Source organism: Agrobacterium sp. SUL3 (assembly GCF_001263295.1).
Lineage (GTDB): Bacteria > Pseudomonadota > Alphaproteobacteria > Rhizobiales > Rhizobiaceae > Agrobacterium > Agrobacterium tomkonis.
Map to the genome: position 1 here is coordinate 28,745 of NZ_KQ414516.1, position 16,110 is coordinate 44,854.

The window sequence follows — 16,110 nt, forward strand, 5'->3', positions numbered from 1 at the left end:
CATGAATAAGTTAGAGTTCTACCTCAACAATGGCGGTAAATACAGCTTCATTCCACGCCGCGAGAAACTGTCGAAATCGATCTTTATCAGTACTTCCACCAAGTACTTCGACCCCATCCGCGGGCAGAGAGTTATCGAAGACTTTTTGGACAACATGGTGCTGGGTGAACAACTCGGTTTCGATGGCCTCCTCGTGCTCGAGCAGCACGGTGGTCCAAATGCCGTGACAGGTCAGTCGATCGTCATGACAAGCGCCTTGGCGGCAAGGACCAAAAACATCAGGGTAGGGGCGGTGGGTCCTATCATGAACACCTACCTTTCTCCCATGAGATATGCGGAGGAGGTTGCTGCGCTGGATTATTTGTCTCGCGGACGCTTCTTCTTCGGTATGCCGGTCGGTATCGGACCAAATTATCACGCGCTGGGTATCGATCCTACGCGTGCACGTGAGCGCCTGCGAGAAGGACATGACCTCATGAAGAAGGCCTTCATGGAAGAAGGACCTTTCGAATGGGATGGCAAGTTCTTCAAAGTCCCATATGCGAACCTGTGGCCCAAGCCGCTGCAAAAGCCGCATCCGGAAATATGGGTGCCGGCCGTGGGTTCAAAAGACTCACTGAAGTTCGCGGCCGACAACCATTACACGTATCTGGCAATTCTCGTGCCGCGTCCGGTGCTTCTCCGGAACATTAAGACATTTCGTGACATGTGTGAGGAGGCTGGCTATACGGCGGACCCGACACAGGTCGTCGCCACCGCCACGGTTCATGTGGCCGAGACCGACAAACAGGCACGGCTTGAGGTTGAGGCCCATTTCATGTCGATGCTTCAAAACTCCTTTGGCTCGCCTTTCCACGATTCATTCCCGCCGGGACACGTCACTTCACAGTCCCTTCGCGGGATGATGAGTGGGGGCTATAGAGCCAAAGAGATTTCTGAAACAACTTTCGAGGAAGCCGTTGCCGATCGATCTATAATTTGCGGCTCACCCGACACAGTTGCTGAGCAGATTGAAGAACTGACCTCGGCCATGGGGGCAGGGCGTCTTGTTGTCAACTGTGATGGCTGGACCGCCCCGGCTTGGCTCACGCGGAAGAATATGACGATCTTCGCGGAAGAGGTCATCCCGCGGTTTCGTGCTCCTGGTGGGAAGCCCATCTGGGATAACAACAACTCGCAGGCTTGGAATACGACCAGTGAGTACGGTGCAAGGGTCGAGGAGCCGTTGGCGCGTCCGACCGTCCGCCTCGCGGATTCGGGGGTGGTTGATATCCGCACAGCGCATATTGAAGAGCTTAGGAAACCACTTGAACCATGACGCCAGATTTCGATCAATGCGGAGGACGAGCGGTGATGGCAGAGAAACTAATACGTGGTTTCTGGGCGGCTTTTGAAAAAGACGCTGTTTCCGACCTGGAGAGTTTTTTTACCGCTGATTACGTTCGGCATTCTCCTCAGGCTGACATAAGCCGGGATGATTTCCTCACCGTCATCCGCGACAGGGCTCGCGCATTTCCGGATTTGAAGACTGTTATCCTCGACGTTGTCGAGGATAAGGACAAGATCGCCTATCGTTGGGAATCTCACGGCACTCACCAGTGCACATTTATGAATGTGCCTCCGACGGGCAGAACGGTCAGGGTGAGCGGGATAACCATTAGCCGTATTTCAGGGGGGAAAATTGCCGAGGATTGGAGCAGTTGGCAAAATTCCGATGTTCTCCATGGCATGAGCGTTTTTCCGATCTGATTTTCGAATAACAAATGGAGCATATAGATGAGTATTACCGTCGTGGTCTCGATCAAGGGCACGTCAGTGGAGAAGATCCGTGAAGTTGCGACTGCACGTCCGGACTTGAGTGAAGCGCTCGGCACCCTCCTCAAAAAACACGGTGTGATCAGTCATAAGCGCTACCACAACGGAGACGACATCCTTGATATCGACGAGTGGGAAAGCGAAGAAGGGTTTCAGAACTTTCTTACAGAAGCACGCCCGCTGATCGACGAACTCGCGCGGTTAAGGGGTTCAGAGACGCCGACCGACAAGGTCTGGTTTCCGCTCTAACAGGGTTCGCTGCTCGAGAAACAGCGCTGCCACACTTGGCGCGTTTTGTAGTGCCTTCCGAGGTCGGCTCCAAACAATATTACCAGCGCTCGCATTATCGAGTGCGGCGGCATCGATGCCAGATCAGCTTCCCGATAAAAACTTTGCACCCGCTGCAGGCGATCTGGAGCCGGTGATTCCAAGCAGAACTGTACGTCGCCAGGAGGGATTTCACATGGCCGAAATCGAATTGACGGAAGCATTGAAGGGGTTCCATCGGAGCTTTCCCACGGGCGTTACCATTGTGGCTACGTCTACCGAAGGTTCTCCCTTCGGACTCGCTGTGAACGCCTTTTGCAGCGTCTCCCTCGATCCGCCCATGGTGATGGTATGTGTGAAGGCTACGTCCTCCACTTATGAAAAGCTATTCTCGGGAGACAGGCTCGGTGTCAGCATCTTGGCAAACGACCAGGCGCAAGTCGTCGGAGTGTTTGCGAAATCTGGCATCGATAAGTTCGCACAGGTGAAGTGGTCACCGGGTGAAACCGGCGCGCCGTTGATTGACGGCGCCTCAGCACAACTTGAATTCCATGTTACCAGTCGGATGCTGGCGGGCACCCACGCGATATTCGTCGGTGAGGTTACTCACGCCAGCTTTTCGGGAACGCCCCCCCTTATTTACGTAGGGGGCAGTTTGTTTGATGGTGGACAGTTGGTCCCGGTCTGACTTTGAGCGCGGCTCGGGCAGGGCGGCGCCGACGATCTCAAAGCAGGGCTGAATTTTCGCCGGACGGGCATTTTGCTTGGTCTGTATGACGACCTTAACAATACAGCGCCGTAATTTGCGTTGTGGCTCGTTAAATTCATCGTAAAGGGCGTCTCTGGAACGCCCCTGTTCGGGAGGAGAGTATGGAAAAAGTTCGCGCGAGCGCCGTCGAGGCATTAGCGGAGTTGCTGCATGACGACATGACAATCATGGCTGGCGGTTTCGGCCTTTGCGGTATTCCGGAGGCGCTTATCGGTGCCGTTCGCCTGTCTGGCGTACAGAATCTGACCGTCATTTCCAACAATGCCGGCATCGATGGCACAGGACTTGGTATTCTCCTTGAGACACGCCAGATCCGCAAAATGATTTCGTCCTACGTCGGGGAGAACAAGCTTTTTGCTCAGCAGTATTTGTCGGGAGAACTTCAAGTTGAGTTTAATCCCCAAGGAACTCTCGCAGAACGCATTCGCGCAGGTGGTGCCGGCGTTCCTGCCTTCTTCACCAGGACTGGTTACGGGACGCAAATAGCCGAAGGAAAACCTGTTCAGGAATTCGATGGCGATCATTACATTATGGAGCGCGCCCTTTATGCGGATCTCGCCCTTGTGCACGCCTACAAGGGCGACGAGGAAGGCAATCTCGTCTACCGCAAGACTGCCCGCAATTTCAATCCGGTCATGGCGACGGCGGCACAAGTCACGGTAGCCGAGGTCGAGCATCTCGTCACAGCAGGCGAGATCGATCCCGATCACATCCACACGCCCGGCATCTTCGTCTCCGCACTCGTTCATGTGCCCACGCCCATGAAGCACATAGAGCAGCGCACAACGAGAAAGCGAAACGCGCAACCGGAGGCGGCAATCTGATGTCCTGGACCCGTGAACAGATGGCGGCGCGCGCTTCGCTTGAACTCAAGGACGGCTTCTATGTCAATCTCGGCATCGGCATCCCGACGCTCGTCGCCAACTTCATCCCCAAAGGGATTGATGTGCGCCTGCAGAGCGAGAATGGAATGCTTGGAATGGGTCCGTTTCCTTACGAAGGTGAGGAGGACGCCGATCTCATCAACGCCGGCAAACAAACTATCACGGAACTGCCCGTCACAAGCTATTTCTCAAGTGCCGACAGTTTTGCCATGATCCGCGGCGGTCACATTGATCTTTCGATCCTGGGAGCCATGCAGGTGGCCTCCAATGGCGATCTGGCCAATTGGATGATCCCTGGCCACATGGTCAAAGGCATGGGCGGCGCGATGGACCTCGTAGCCGGGGTAAAAAGGGTCGTCGTCGTGATGGAACACCAGGCCAAGGAAAAGCCGAAGCTTCTGACCGAATGCACATTGCCTCTGACCGGCCGACGGGTAGCAGACCTTGTCATTACTGACCTTGGTGTCTTCGAAATTCAAAAGCGTGGCCCGGTCTGCATGACGCTGATCGAGCTCGCTGAGGACGTCACTGTGGAGGAAATAAAGGCCAAGACCGGAGCTGATTTCGACATCAAACTGCGGACGTAACCTACGGTGGAACTTTCCCCGCCGCGCCAGGGTCCGCGTTGACTGTGCCGCGTCAATGTGCGCGCCACGGTTTCGGCCCAAACCATGCGGCACCAGTACCGAAGAACAAAACTCCCGAACAGGGTATCGTACGAAAGGTTCTGTATGTCGCCGGCAGCAACGTGAGCGCGGGGCACCAAGCGAACGGCTCTGTCACCTCTTTCGCGTCATCCGCACTGAGACGGAAGCGGGGAGCGCGGGCTCCCTGGCGCCGCGGGCTGAGGCGATAGGGGTGGAGCCCGCACGTTTGATCCGATGCAGGTGCAGTCCGATCCCGGTTTGATCATTGATTACGGGTTACTGCGCCATCGAGCTTGTCGGGCGATCTTGATCATCGCTTTCGAAACGTAATCATAACCATCAGCACCTGATTGTTTCGGCGATCTTGATGCCAAACCCTTCTAGGCCGACATAGTGGCGCTCGCTGCGGGTGAGCAGCTTGATCGAGGTGACGCCGAGATCTTTCAGGATTTGTGCGCCTAGGCCGATTTCGAGCCATTCACTCTCGCGGGCTTGAGTTTTGGAATGGCGCTCCTGGTCCTGGTGCAGCTTGCAGCCATGGTCCGTCTGGCCGACGCCGACCGAACCTTCGCGCAGGTAGATGATCACGCCGCCGCCTTCTTCCTCGATCTTCGCCATGTAGCGGTCAAGCGGCCGGCGCGCGCCGAACACGTCGCGGGTGACGTTTTCGAGATGCAGACGGACCGGAATATCGACGCCATCGCGAATGTCGCCGAAGATGATGGCGACGTGCTGCATCGGGTCCCAGGGCAGCGAATAGGCATGCGCCTTGGCCGGGCCGAAGGGCGTCTCGATGGTGAAGGACGATCCCATCTCCACCAGCGTTTCCTTGCGCTGGCGATAGGCAATCAGATCGGCGACGGACACCTGCTTGAGCTGGTGTTTTTCCGCAAAGGCGGTGACCTGCGGTCCGCGCGTCACGGTGCCGTCATCATTGACGAGTTCGCAGATGACACCGATCGGCGGCAGGCCCGCGAGCTTGCAGAGATCGACGGCGGCTTCAGTATGGCCGGAGCGCATCAGCACGCCGCCTTCACGGGCAATCAGCGGGAAGATGTGGCCGGGCCGGGTAAAATCGGCGGCTCCGACATTGGGATTGGCGAGATTGCGCACTGTCAGCGTGCGGTCATCGGCGGAAATGCCCGTCGTGGTGCCGTGCTTGAAATCGACGCTGACGGTAAAGGCCGTCGTATGCGCGCTGTCATTTTCCGCCACCATGGCGTTGAGGTTCAACCGCTTGGCTTCTTCGCTCGGCATGGGGGCGCAGACGATGCCTGACGTGTGGCGCACGATGAACGCCATCTTTTCCGCCGTGCAATGGACGGCCGCGACGATCAGGTCGCCCTCGTTCTCCCGGTCGTCGTCATCGGTGACCACGACGATTTCGCCGGCTTCAAAGGCGCGAATGACCTCGACGATGCGCTTTTGGTCATACGCATGACTTTCGGCAGCAGTGGATTTGGCATCAATCAACTGAGAACCTTCTCAACTTAAGGGAAGACTTGCGGAACGCCGACTTCAGAGGCTGGTCAAACCAACCACTTTGGTGAGTATGGACGATGGCGGGGTCGGCAACGCGTCTCCCCGCCATGCGACATGCTGGTCAGGCCGCACGAGAAGAAGTTTCGCGCCGTATAGCGAACGAGTTGTCTCAGGAAGCTCAATAATCTTCAGCGGAATACTGAGTGCGCGCGCCTCACGGGCGACTTGCTCCCCTGCCAAGGATTCCGGGTCGGTAACAATGAGAGAAAGGCCGCTGCAAAGTCGATCGTAAATTGGAGTTCCGTGGTCGTCCACCGAATGGGGCAATCTATTGCCCGGTCGGGCCGAAGGGATAAACTCGACCACCGTTTGTGGCTCCGGGGGCGTCCCATCCTCGCAAATGACCGGCGAAGGAGCGTAGGTATATCCAAGAACCAATCCTGGCGCGTTAAACTCGTCATTCTTCATCTGATAGATCCGCTCACCGACCCGTGCACGGATAGCTTCGCCTTCAGTGCTTTCCTCCAGCAGTCCCACCTCATAGAAATCGGACGGCAAGCCAGAGCGATAATTGTGGTTGGCTTGGGCGACAACGCGTTTTCCGATCGATTGTCTCTCTGCCTCATAACTCTCCAGGAGTTCTTCTCCCGCCCAACCTTTGAGATACGCGGCCAACTTCCACCCAAGATTGGATGCATCCATTATTCCGGTGTTCAAGCCAAGACCTCCCGTCGGAGGATGGAGGTGCGCGGCATCCCCGGCGATGAAAACGCGGCCTTCCCTGTAGCGATCCGCAACAAGATTATGTGTCGCCCAGAAGTCAGAATGCGAAAACGAGAACGGAAACTCAAAACCCGCTGCAGCCCAGAGCCATGGGGCAGGGTCTGCGAGGATTTCACGACTCTGTTCCTGAGATATGTTCCAGAAGGTGGCGGTGATGATATCTCCATCGTCACGAAAGCCGCGGCCACCGCTAAAGCTCGCGTTCACCTCAGCGTTAACTATCCAATTCTGTTGCGCCGGGCGCAGGGTTGTCATTTCATAGAATTGGGGAGAGTGAAACAGAACCCGGAGGTTGCCCGCGGTGCTCGCTTCTCCCTCCAGTTTCCCTCCCATTGCCTTCCGCACCGAGCTTGCACCACCGTCACAACCTATCAGGAACCGCGCAGCCACCACGTCCGACCCGCCGTCTTTGGTCGAGACCGCGACGGTAACCTCATCAGCGGTTTGTGACTTCAGCGTTCCGGTCGCATCAAATGCAAAATCGACCTGGGAGAAGCGCCGCCGTGTTTCCTCACATACCAAATCTCTCAGCGTCTTTTGAGAGATCATATGCGTTCTCTCCGGGGATTGATCCGTTTGCTGCCATCCCAAGCAGTTCGAGAACCGGTGCAGTTCCTTACCTGCCATTCCAGTGGCAAATACCACGTCAAGCGAGATGCCAGGAGGGATCGGAGCGGCTGCCTTTACTTTGTCCGACAGACTGAGAGCTCGAAGATATTCCATCGTTCGCGTGTTGCAGGATCCAGCTTTCTTGGCGAGCGATGGTTTACCGTCATCAACGACCAGGCAATTGATACCTCGCATGCCGAGATCGTAGGCGAGAATCATCCCGACAGGGCCGCCTCCGACAATTACGACTTCATAGCTCTTCTGCATCCTGATCTCTCTAAAATTTGTGTGATTGCCGGACAGCCAACGAAACGTTGAATATCACCTTGAACCCAGCCGATGCGTCTGCACGCACCCCACCGAGAGAGCCGGCCGGATCGATTCTGGCTTATGGCCATAGAAAGTAGACAACCTGGTTCTTCTCAGGTTCGCACTATGTAGCGGTAGTGGCTGCCTTGCCATCACAATGGTTGGTGACAATGCGTCTCGGTCTTGCAGCGGTCCTGGTAAACGGCTCTGGCACCGGCAGTTTTACCCCCGAACGCAGTCGTCACACTGGATCGTTCCATGAAGCCAGCGGCAACCACCGTTCCGGTTCGTCATTCTGTGGTCCCTGCGCTGGAGCCACCAGGTAGTGCGCTGTCGTGTCGAAGATGAAGGAGCTGTCGGAATGCTGCCTCATTCGTAACGGCGGGGCCGCAAGCCAGAGTAGAACCAGCGAAGCATTGTCATTATATCGTAAACAGGCAGTCCGAAGTTTGCTTCGATAGTGGCAGCGTATGGTGCAAGATTTGTGCATTCCAGTAGGATTGCGCCGATATCGTTATGGTCCGATATCAACTTGTCGATCGCCGTCAGGACTTCCCTTTCCTGCTCATGCCGATCTATGATCGTGTTTCCAATAAGCATATTCAGTCTGAAAGTACTGTCCTCCGGTAAGCCGGCAATGGCCGTGGGAACACACACTCCTGCCCCTGAAAGGTGAACCTCCGTGAGAGCGTCTGCATCGGCGGTTAGAATTCCGACCCGCTTCTGACTTGGCAAGATTCGTTCAATCAAGGGGATTTGTAGCAAGCTGGACGTCACAATGGGAACGGGACTGTACGCCTGCAATTGAGGCTGCATAATCGCTAAAAATCCGCAGCTTGTGGCGATACCATCGACGCCAATTGCGACAAGTTCGTCGATAGCTTTCCGAAAAATCTGGACCGTGTTCTCATCGAGCTGGATCTTGGCGCCATTCGCGACACCTTTTGCTAATGCATATTGAACCGGAAAGGGAAACGATCCTGCAAATCCGATGTCCCCTGCGAAACGTCGGAAGCGCGTATCAAGGATTATTATTCCGAGCGTCGTCCCGAATACGGGTCTTCCTCGCACCTGTGATTGCGAGCGATAGGGCGCAGAGACTGTTTGTTCATTCATTCTATCGCTCCCGGACTACTCTCAAAAAATGCTGGTCAACCAGCCTTGGACGGAGCCGGCGAAGGCGTGCTGTTCCTGCTCGTGCGAAATACTTTTGCCGAAAATACTGATCTCCCTGCCTCACTTTGTTTTTCAGACGATGGCATCGGCGGGGATCTTACATCCGGCGTGTATTTTCAAATATGCCAACGCGGAAGCATGCCTTCTCGAAGTATAATTCGCCGGTGCGACACGGTTTGAAATCACAATAAATGGTGATTGCGGATGATTGGAAAGAGGCGACTCTCAATAGAGCCTTGAAAACATTATCAACAAGGGCCGAGAGGGGATCCGATGAGAAAATACAATCTCACATCTGCAATGAAATCCGCCGCCTATTTAACGTCTTTGAGTCTCGGATTCGGACTCATTATTGGACTTGATGCATACGCCGCAAAACCAAATGCCGAAATTGTTGCATTGCTCCCCGGTTCAATTAGGGCGTCTGGCATTGTCAAGATAGCAACGCCTATGCAGGTTCCGCCCAATATATACCTCGAAAACGGGGTGCTCAAAGGCGAAGCCGTCGACCTTGTTCGGGCGATCGAACCGATCCTCGGCGTGAAATTCGAGTTTGACGACATGCAATGGCCCGGCGTGATCCCCGGAATCCAGTCTGGCAACTACGATATGAGCATCGGGGTCATGTCTTATACGCCTGATCGCGAGGCGATCATGGATATGGTCGTCTACAGGTCCAATGTAAGCGGAGTGCTGGTTTTGAAAGATGTCGCTCCAACGATACAGAAACCGTCAGATCTGTGCGGGAAGCCAGTAGCAACCGTACAAGCGGCAGCACTTCTCAAGCAGTTGGAACTGGAATCAAAAAAATGCGAAGCTGATGGGCACTCCGCCATCACGATAAAGACTTATCCGTCGACAGGGATGGCGATGGTCGCACTCAAAGGCGGTGGAGCCGTGGCGTACCCTGCATCAACGGGCGAACTCGCCTACGGAGAAGCCACTTCTGGTGGAGAGCTGGTCCGGAGAAATTTTGCGGGTTGGGCCGGAAACCCGCAGGCTGTAGCCGTGTCTAAAACCGACGCAGGACTAGCTGAGGCCATCGCTCTCGCATTCAGGGAATTGTTCGATACTGGAGAGTATCAGGCAATATTAGCCAAATACGGCCTCGAGGCAAATATAATCAAACGGGAAGAAATCAGGGTCAATCCCTCCGCCGGAAGGTAAGCTGATCAGAAGCAAGGGTTCATTCGCTATCCTGAAACCGGGTGGGTGGGTCCAACCCCGAGCGCGGAGGCCCGGACATCCCGGCAAGCTACTCGCCATGGCCGCAAACCCGAACCGGTTCCGCCTTGTCCCTGCCGATCCGTCGGAACGCCGGTGTTGAGTTGCAGGCATACTCCCCAACTGTAACATTCCGCTGTTATGGCGCTCATGGCTGCTGTTGGCTACCTTCAGAATACACCTGGGTCCAATAGGCCCAGGTTAACGGCCAGAAGGTCATCAAGGGGAACAAAAATGAGGAAGACAACCCACATAGCCGCATTGAGTGCATTCGTGTCACTATTCTGTGCATCGGTGGCGATCGCCGATCAGGCAATACATGACACCCTTCCCGAAAATATCAGGTCCGCCGGTGTTATAAGGATCGGCGGCGCCTTCGAGAGCTTTCCTCAGCTCGTTGCTGATCCAAACGAAGCAACCAAGCCCGTAGGAATTGCAGCAGATTTGGCAGCATTGCTTGCCCCTGTGCTTGGCGTGAAAATCGAGTGGGTCAATACCCATTGGCCAGGTCAGATTCCTGGTCTTCAAGCTGGCTCTCTGGACGCGCTGATGGGTCAAATCAGCGTAACGGCGGAGCGTGAGCGTAAGATGCTCGACTTCGTTCCGTATTTTCAGGCTTCGGCAGGGATTGTGGTCCCGAACGAAAATCCCCGTAATATTGGCGAGGATGTAAAAACACTTTGCGGGCTGAAAATTGGCGCTCCGTCAGGATCCCTGTATGGGCAAACCTTGCGCGGCATCAGTGAGAAGTACTGTACGGAGGAAACTGCAGGGCCGATTACGCTGGCAGAGTTCCCCTCTGCTCCCGCTGCATCGACTGCCGTGCTATCGGGGCAGATTGACGGATACCTGGATTCCAGCGTCACATGTAAGGGTATCGCCAGCAGCAGTGGCGCGAGACTTTCGAGCATCTCGCTCCTCTACAACCAGACGCAGGAGTGGGATCCAGGGCTCTACGGCATTGCGTTTACCAAAGATAACGTTGATCTGACAAAAGCAGTCCTCTTGGCGATGAAAGCTATTTCGGAAACGGGGCAGTATCAACAAGTCCTGACGAAGTATAATGCGGGAGATTCTGCTGTTCCGGCCGACCGGATGTCAATCAATCCGCTCACCCACACGCCTGTCGGCCAGAAACAGTGATCTGAATTGCCGGGGGGCTGCCATCGGCGGCCTCCGGCTACTGGGACTCTTTTTCAAGTGAGTGAGTGCAATGATGGCGCATCTAGATTCTACTAACCCGAACCCGACCTTGACCTCAGACAAAATTATTCCAGTCCGACACTATGGCAGGATCATTGGCAGTGCGATTGCTGTTTTACTCTGCGCGCAGTTCCTTTACTCCTTCGTCATGAGTCCCTACCTGGATTGGGACACCGTCAGACAGTACCTGTTCAATGGGGCTGTTCTGAATGGGCTCATGGTCAGCTTGCAACTGACAGTCATAGCGATGGTCGCGTCTTTGCTGGTGGCTATTCTAATCGCAATAATGCGGACATCTCCTAGCAAAATCATCAGCGCCATTGCCGGCATCTACGTGTTTATCTTTCGCGGCGTACCGCTCCTCGTCATTCTGATCGTCATTGGCAATCTCGGACTGTTTTACAAGCGGGTCCATATCGGCATCCCGTTCACCGACATCACGTTCTACTCGGCGCCGATCCAACAGCTGTTAACACCGTTTGTCGCATCGGTGATCGGTCTCACTCTATCCGCGTCTGCGTATATGAGCGAAATCGTCCGCAGTGGATTACTTGCAATCAACAGAGGGCAGCACGCCGCATCCAAAGCTCTTGGGATGAACAGCTGGATGACTCTCAGATACATTGTCCTGCCCCAGGCTCTACGGGTGATCACTCCCCCACTTGGCAACGAATTTGTCAATGTGCTGAAGGCGACCTCACTCGTCTCGGTTATTGCGGGCGGGGACCTTTTGACCATCACGCAGAGCATCGCCGGCTCGAACTACAGAACGATCGAGATGATGATTGTCGCCACCATTTGGTACCTCGTCGTCATCTCTATTGTCAGCGTCTTCCAAAATGTACTCGAACGTAAGATGGCGGAGAAATGAGCCTTTCGATCGCGGAGAATGCAATGAAAAACGAAGAGATTAGAAAAGCGCCCCGCGGCGGCGAAATCAAGATTGCCGGCGTCTCTAAATCGTACGGTAACCACCAAGTACTGTTTGACGTCAACATGGAGATCTCGCGAGGGGAAATTGTGTGCCTCATCGGTCCCTCAGGTTCAGGAAAGAGCACGCTCCTGCGCTGCATAAATCACCTGGAAGATATCCAAAGTGGCCGGGTCATGGTCGATGACGATCTGATCGGCTACAGGGTCAGGAGTGGAGTGCTGCATGAGTTGCGCGATAACGAGGCAGCAAAAAAGCGCATCGATATCGGCATGGTGTTTCAACACTTTAACCTCTTCCCGCACATGTCGGCGCTGGATAACATTTGCCTGGCACCCGTCATTGTCAAAAAGGAGAAAAAGGCCGAGGTTCGTCGACGTGCTGCCGAACTGCTTGCAAAAGTCGGTCTTTCCGGGAAGGAGGACTATTTCCCTTCACAGCTTTCCGGCGGGCAGCAACAGCGTGTGGCGATCGCACGTGCCCTCGCAATGCGTCCGAAAGTCATGCTTTTCGACGAGCCGACGAGTGCGTTGGATCCTGAACTTGTTGGTGAAGTTCTCGCAGTAATCAGAGACATCGCGCGAAGCGGCACCATGACGATGGTTATCGTGACGCACGAGATCGGCTTTGCCCGAGAGGTGGCAGACCGCGTCGTATTCATGGATCAAGGCCGGATCGTCGAGCAAGGGCCGGCGCGAGACCTCCTTACATCGCCCAAGGAAGAGCGTACGCGTGACTTCTTAAGAGCTGTTGTCTGAGGAGAACGAATGTGTTTGTCAAAATTGCTTCTGAGGGAGCGATAAGTCTTCTCGAGAAAGATGACTATAAGAAGCTGTCGGTGAGGGTGGCTGTCGGAACGCCGTTGTCATCAGTCGATGCGACCCTGGAGGCCGCAGACGCTGGTAAGCTCCTGTCACAGCCGGCGGGTCATGCTGCTCTTTCCGTAAAATGGTTGCGGGCGCTACAAGACGACGAGGCGGGTCGCCAAGCGTTCGACGCAATGGTTGAACACGCGGCCCAAAAGGGCTGGGTTATCGAGGGCGGTTCGATGTTGATGGCTCACCTTCACCGTGCCGATGATGATGCAACTCTTTCCTGAGTCAAATCGGCACGTTGATGTCGTAATCGTTGGCCTTGGCTTATCCGGATTGTCCGCGTTGCGCATGATGTCCGCAGCTGGAGTTTCCACCCTTGGTATCGACGCGCGAGATCGGATCGGCGGCAAAACGGAAACCATTAAAAGCGAGGAGGGGCGATCGTTCGAGGGTGGACCAGAGTTTGTTAAACCCGGACATGAACGGATGAGGTCGCTCATAAGAGAGTTCGGGCTTGGGTTACTGACGGTCGAGAGACGCGGCCATAGGTCGATATTCCGGAACGGTATCAGATGGACCGAACATCATGACTATATTGACCCGGGATTACTCCGCCTGAAGAGGCGATTTGACCAGCTAAAGGCCGATTTCAAAAAGGGAGTAGTGGAAAAAGGGCTTGAGGAGTGCAGCGTTGGCACATGGCTCGGCATGCAAGACGTGGATGCGTTACAGCAAACCCGTTTTGCCCATGACCTCGTGTTCGAGCTTTCCGGCACTGACCCATTCGCAGTCTCGATGGCCGCAACGGTAAGTTATCACGCCGCGGCCGGCCAATCGCACGATCAATCCAGTGAAAGGATAGTGGGCGGCGGAAGCGCTGTCGCGGCGAAGCTTGCAGCCGGTCTTGATCCAAACTCGATCACGCTCAATACCATGATCCATGCGGTCAATCGGCACCAGAAAGGTGTCGAATTGCAGACGACGCGCGGTACCGTAACCGCCTCATTTGCGGTGCTCGCGGTAAGCCCCACGGTATTGAACCGCATGTCATTTTCGCCGGCGCTTCCCGAACGGCGCCACCGGCTTATCTCCGGGTGGACCCAGCAGGCGGCGACAAAGTCATTCGTTGTGTTTGAACGGCAGTGGTGGAAGAGCATTGGTCTGAGTGGCTTTGCCGAGGGGGAAATGGGGAATACCATTGTCATGAATGCAAGCAGACCTGGCGAACGGGAGGGAACTCTCCTGCTCTTTGAGAATGGCGTCGCTGGTGGCCCCCGGATTTCCCAACATGAGACCAAGGCTCGCGCCTTGAAGGATCTTGAGAGGTATTTTGGATACTTGCCTTGTCCTGTTATCGATTTTGCCACGAAATCGTGGGGCTCGGATCCATTGTCGAGTGGGTGCGGATCGCCTCTCCCGCCTCGATATCCGGTAAATAGCCGCTCTGAACTGGCAAAGCCAATTGAAAACATTTTCTTTGCGGGGACGGAAGTCGCCGAGCAGGGTTGGGGTTCAATGGAGGGGGCGGTGCGGGCCGGTGAGGCGGCCGCCGATCGAATCCTCTCGATTATCAAAAACTAGGTCAACGGATCCCGTCCGTCCGTCACAATCCCAGATGATTTCACAACAGCAAGCATAACCCTACTCTCGTTTGACGCTAACAGGCATTTGCCCAAGCGCCTTAGTCATAACGGGAGGAAAGTCGTGGACTTTGAAACCAGAATTCTGGCCGGAGGAAAGTGGATGGATGCCCGCGGAGGCTCCACCTTTGTATCCATTTCACCGGCCGATGAGAAAGATCTCGCGCAGGTAGCCAGCGGGACCAAGGAGGATATCGACACGGCGGTTCTGGCTGCGTCGGAAGCTCTCGTGGGACCATGGTCGAAAACAAGCGGTTGGGAGAGAGCGCGGCTCCTTTATCGCCTCGCGGAGCTGGTTGAACGTGACACCGAAATTCTGGCACACCTTGAGGCCGTGGAAATCGGGCGGCCAATAAGCGAGCCGAGAAATGTCGATATACCATCTGCCGTCGCTTGCCTTCGCACCTATGCAGCATTCGCGGAAAGAGTGAATGGCAAACAAATCCCAGGGCCGGATCATTTCGGGCGGCAGCTTACGACTGTTGTTGTTCGAGAGCCGATCGGGGTTGTTGCCGCCATCCTTCCCTGGAATGCTCCAACCATGATCGCAACATGGAAACTGGGGCCGATTCTGGCTACCGGCTGTACATGTGTCTTGAAGCCCGCCGAAGACGCCTCGTTGGCGGTGCTCCACCTTGGGAGACTGGTCCTCGAAGCCGGTTACCCGGATGGTGTCGTTAACATCGTTCCCGGCAGAGGGGATCAAGTCGGGCAGCATCTTGTAACCCATCCACGGGTGGACAAGGTCAGCTTTACGGGAAGCCCGCAGGTTGGCTCCCAGATCGCGATCTGGTGCGCTCCGCTGTTTCGCCCCACCACCTTGGAGCTAGGTGGAAAAAGCGCTCAGATCGTTATGTCCGATGCCGACATCGAAGGTGCCGTTCCTGGAATTGCCCTTGGCGTGTTCTCGAACCAGGGCCAAATATGTGCTGCCGGCTCCCGTATTCTTGTCCACAGATCAATTCAGGACCGGGTGGCAGAACTGCTGGCGCACGAAGCCAGGAGTCGGAAGCTTGGTGATCCGCTCGACCCGAGCACGACTATGGGATCTCTCGTCAGCAGGAAGCAGCTTGACTCGGTAATGCGCTATATCGCGCTCGGGAAGTCCGAGGGAGCGAGGGTCCTGGCTGGCGGCGAAAAGCTCGAGCGCCCAGGCTTTTTTGTCCAGCCCACGGTTTTCGACAACGTATCGAACGATGCCACGATCGCGCGTGAAGAGATTTTCGGCCCGGTCGCAACAATTATCCCCTTCGACACGCCAGAGGAAGCACTTCTGCTGGCCAATAGCTCGGACTACGGGCTTTCAGCGAATGTTTGGACCGGAAACGTCAAACATGCGCATCAACTCGCCCACGGACTGAAGGTTGGTACCGTCTGGGTAAACGGGGGCGGAACTCCAGATCCTCGGACAGGCTGGGGAGGCGGGGGGAAGAGTGGAGTAGGAAGGGAACTGGGCGAAGCTGGCATTCTCTCCCATACCACGGAAAAAACCCTGAATTTCTTTTACTAATCGGGATCTGCAGCGAGGATTTGGCGGTCCGGTCACAATGGATTGG

General features: G+C 55.4%; 16 protein-coding genes. 13 read left to right on the top strand and 3 right to left on the bottom strand.

From position 1 onward, the window contains the following. The first annotated feature begins 1 nt into the window (after nt 1). The 6 genes from AKG12_RS24005 (at nt 2) to AKG12_RS24030 (ending at nt 4,322) form a co-directional block, all read left to right on the top strand. The gene (locus tag AKG12_RS24005; RefSeq protein ID WP_052820722.1) at nt 2–1,318 is read left to right on the top strand and encodes an LLM class flavin-dependent oxidoreductase; all 1,317 of its coding nucleotides are present in this window, start codon (nt 2–4) and stop codon (nt 1,316–1,318) included. Then, entirely contained in the window at nt 1,315–1,749 is a 435-nt protein-coding gene (locus AKG12_RS24010) for an ester cyclase (RefSeq protein WP_080823926.1), read from the top strand. Before AKG12_RS24005 ends, AKG12_RS24010 begins: the two co-directional genes overlap by 4 nt. Nucleotides 1,750–1,776: 27 nt before the next feature. Beyond that, a complete protein-coding gene (locus tag AKG12_RS24015; RefSeq protein ID WP_052820724.1) occupies nt 1,777–2,064 on the top strand; it encodes a hypothetical protein in 288 nt (95 codons plus the stop codon). Nucleotides 2,065–2,179: 115 nt separating this feature from the next. Further along, nucleotides 2,180–2,770, top strand: coding sequence for a flavin reductase family protein (locus AKG12_RS24020; protein ID WP_197283347.1), 591 nt, complete (start codon nt 2,180–2,182; stop codon nt 2,768–2,770). 182 nt (nt 2,771–2,952) lie between these two features. Next, nucleotides 2,953–3,675, top strand: coding sequence for a CoA transferase subunit A (locus AKG12_RS24025; RefSeq protein ID WP_052820726.1), 723 nt, complete (start codon nt 2,953–2,955; stop codon nt 3,673–3,675). Next, the gene (locus AKG12_RS24030; protein ID WP_052820727.1) at nt 3,675–4,322 is read left to right on the top strand and encodes a 3-oxoacid CoA-transferase subunit B; all 648 of its coding nucleotides are present in this window, start codon (nt 3,675–3,677) and stop codon (nt 4,320–4,322) included. The genes AKG12_RS24025 and AKG12_RS24030 overlap by 1 nt, the downstream gene beginning before the upstream one ends. Nucleotides 4,323–4,721: 399 nt before the next feature. Here AKG12_RS24030 and ribB read toward each other — a convergent pair whose 3' ends face one another. From ribB to AKG12_RS24045, 3 genes are all read right to left on the bottom strand, one after another. Continuing rightward, nucleotides 4,722–5,852, bottom strand: coding sequence for a 3,4-dihydroxy-2-butanone-4-phosphate synthase (gene ribB, locus AKG12_RS24035; protein WP_052820778.1), 1,131 nt, complete (start codon nt 5,850–5,852; stop codon nt 4,722–4,724). A 48-nt stretch (nt 5,853–5,900) separates the two neighbouring features. After that, nucleotides 5,901–7,523, bottom strand: coding sequence for an FAD-dependent monooxygenase (locus tag AKG12_RS24040; RefSeq protein WP_052820728.1), 1,623 nt, complete (start codon nt 7,521–7,523; stop codon nt 5,901–5,903). Between the two features lie 411 nt (nt 7,524–7,934). Further along, the gene (locus AKG12_RS24045; RefSeq protein WP_052820729.1) at nt 7,935–8,681 is read right to left on the bottom strand and encodes an aspartate/glutamate racemase family protein; all 747 of its coding nucleotides are present in this window, start codon (nt 8,679–8,681) and stop codon (nt 7,935–7,937) included. 333 nt (nt 8,682–9,014) lie between these two features. Here AKG12_RS24045 and AKG12_RS24050 point away from each other — a divergent pair, with 333 nt between their 5' ends. The 7 genes from AKG12_RS24050 (at nt 9,015) to AKG12_RS24080 (ending at nt 16,064) form a co-directional block, all read left to right on the top strand. After that, nucleotides 9,015–9,908 carry a transporter substrate-binding domain-containing protein gene (locus AKG12_RS24050; RefSeq protein WP_080823927.1) on the top strand — a complete coding sequence of 298 codons (894 nt, stop codon included), beginning with the start codon at nt 9,015–9,017 and terminating at the stop codon, nt 9,906–9,908. Nucleotides 9,909–10,199: 291 nt separating this feature from the next. Continuing rightward, nucleotides 10,200–11,108, top strand: a complete 909-nt coding sequence (locus AKG12_RS24055; RefSeq protein WP_052820731.1) for a transporter substrate-binding domain-containing protein — start codon at nt 10,200–10,202, stop codon at nt 11,106–11,108. A 70-nt stretch (nt 11,109–11,178) separates the two neighbouring features. Further along, nucleotides 11,179–12,039, top strand: coding sequence for an amino acid ABC transporter permease (locus AKG12_RS24060; RefSeq protein WP_052820732.1), 861 nt, complete (start codon nt 11,179–11,181; stop codon nt 12,037–12,039). Between the two features lie 23 nt (nt 12,040–12,062). Further along, nucleotides 12,063–12,857 carry an amino acid ABC transporter ATP-binding protein gene (locus tag AKG12_RS24065; RefSeq protein WP_052820779.1) on the top strand — a complete coding sequence of 265 codons (795 nt, stop codon included), beginning with the start codon at nt 12,063–12,065 and terminating at the stop codon, nt 12,855–12,857. Nucleotides 12,858–12,868: 11 nt separating this feature from the next. Next, nucleotides 12,869–13,198 (top strand): hypothetical protein, encoded by a 330-nt coding sequence (locus AKG12_RS24070; protein ID WP_052820733.1) that lies wholly within the window; start codon nt 12,869–12,871, stop codon nt 13,196–13,198. Then, a complete protein-coding gene (locus AKG12_RS24075) occupies nt 13,182–14,495 on the top strand; it encodes a flavin monoamine oxidase family protein (RefSeq protein WP_052820734.1) in 1,314 nt (437 codons plus the stop codon). Before AKG12_RS24070 ends, AKG12_RS24075 begins: the two co-directional genes overlap by 17 nt. 123 nt (nt 14,496–14,618) lie before the next feature. Next, nucleotides 14,619–16,064: an aldehyde dehydrogenase family protein gene (locus tag AKG12_RS24080; protein WP_197283348.1), complete on the top strand. Its 1,446-nt coding sequence runs from the start codon at nt 14,619–14,621 to the stop codon at nt 16,062–16,064. Nucleotides 16,065–16,110: the final 46 nt, after the last annotated feature.

Bases quoted from the DNA above. Each gene is read 5' to 3' on its own strand.
- AKG12_RS24015 (WP_052820724.1), top strand. From the start codon at position 1,777: ATGAGTATTACCGTCGTGGTCTCGATCAAGGGCACGTCAGTGGAGAAG.
- AKG12_RS24010 (WP_080823926.1), top strand. From the start codon at position 1,315: ATGACGCCAGATTTCGATCAATGCGGAGGACGAGCGGTGATGGCAGAG.
- AKG12_RS24040 (WP_052820728.1), bottom strand. From the start codon at position 7,523: ATGCAGAAGAGCTATGAAGTCGTAATTGTCGGAGGCGGCCCTGTCGGG.
- AKG12_RS24030 (WP_052820727.1), top strand. From the start codon at position 3,675: ATGTCCTGGACCCGTGAACAGATGGCGGCGCGCGCTTCGCTTGAACTC.
- AKG12_RS24005 (WP_052820722.1), top strand. From the start codon at position 2: ATGAATAAGTTAGAGTTCTACCTCAACAATGGCGGTAAATACAGCTTC.
- AKG12_RS24075 (WP_052820734.1), top strand. From the start codon at position 13,182: ATGCAACTCTTTCCTGAGTCAAATCGGCACGTTGATGTCGTAATCGTT.
- AKG12_RS24025 (WP_052820726.1), top strand. From the start codon at position 2,953: ATGGAAAAAGTTCGCGCGAGCGCCGTCGAGGCATTAGCGGAGTTGCTG.
- AKG12_RS24050 (WP_080823927.1), top strand. From the start codon at position 9,015: ATGAGAAAATACAATCTCACATCTGCAATGAAATCCGCCGCCTATTTA.
- AKG12_RS24045 (WP_052820729.1), bottom strand. From the start codon at position 8,681: ATGAATGAACAAACAGTCTCTGCGCCCTATCGCTCGCAATCACAGGTG.
- AKG12_RS24065 (WP_052820779.1), top strand. From the start codon at position 12,063: ATGAAAAACGAAGAGATTAGAAAAGCGCCCCGCGGCGGCGAAATCAAG.
- AKG12_RS24020 (WP_197283347.1), top strand. From the start codon at position 2,180: ATGCCAGATCAGCTTCCCGATAAAAACTTTGCACCCGCTGCAGGCGAT.
- AKG12_RS24055 (WP_052820731.1), top strand. From the start codon at position 10,200: ATGAGGAAGACAACCCACATAGCCGCATTGAGTGCATTCGTGTCACTA.
- AKG12_RS24060 (WP_052820732.1), top strand. From the start codon at position 11,179: ATGATGGCGCATCTAGATTCTACTAACCCGAACCCGACCTTGACCTCA.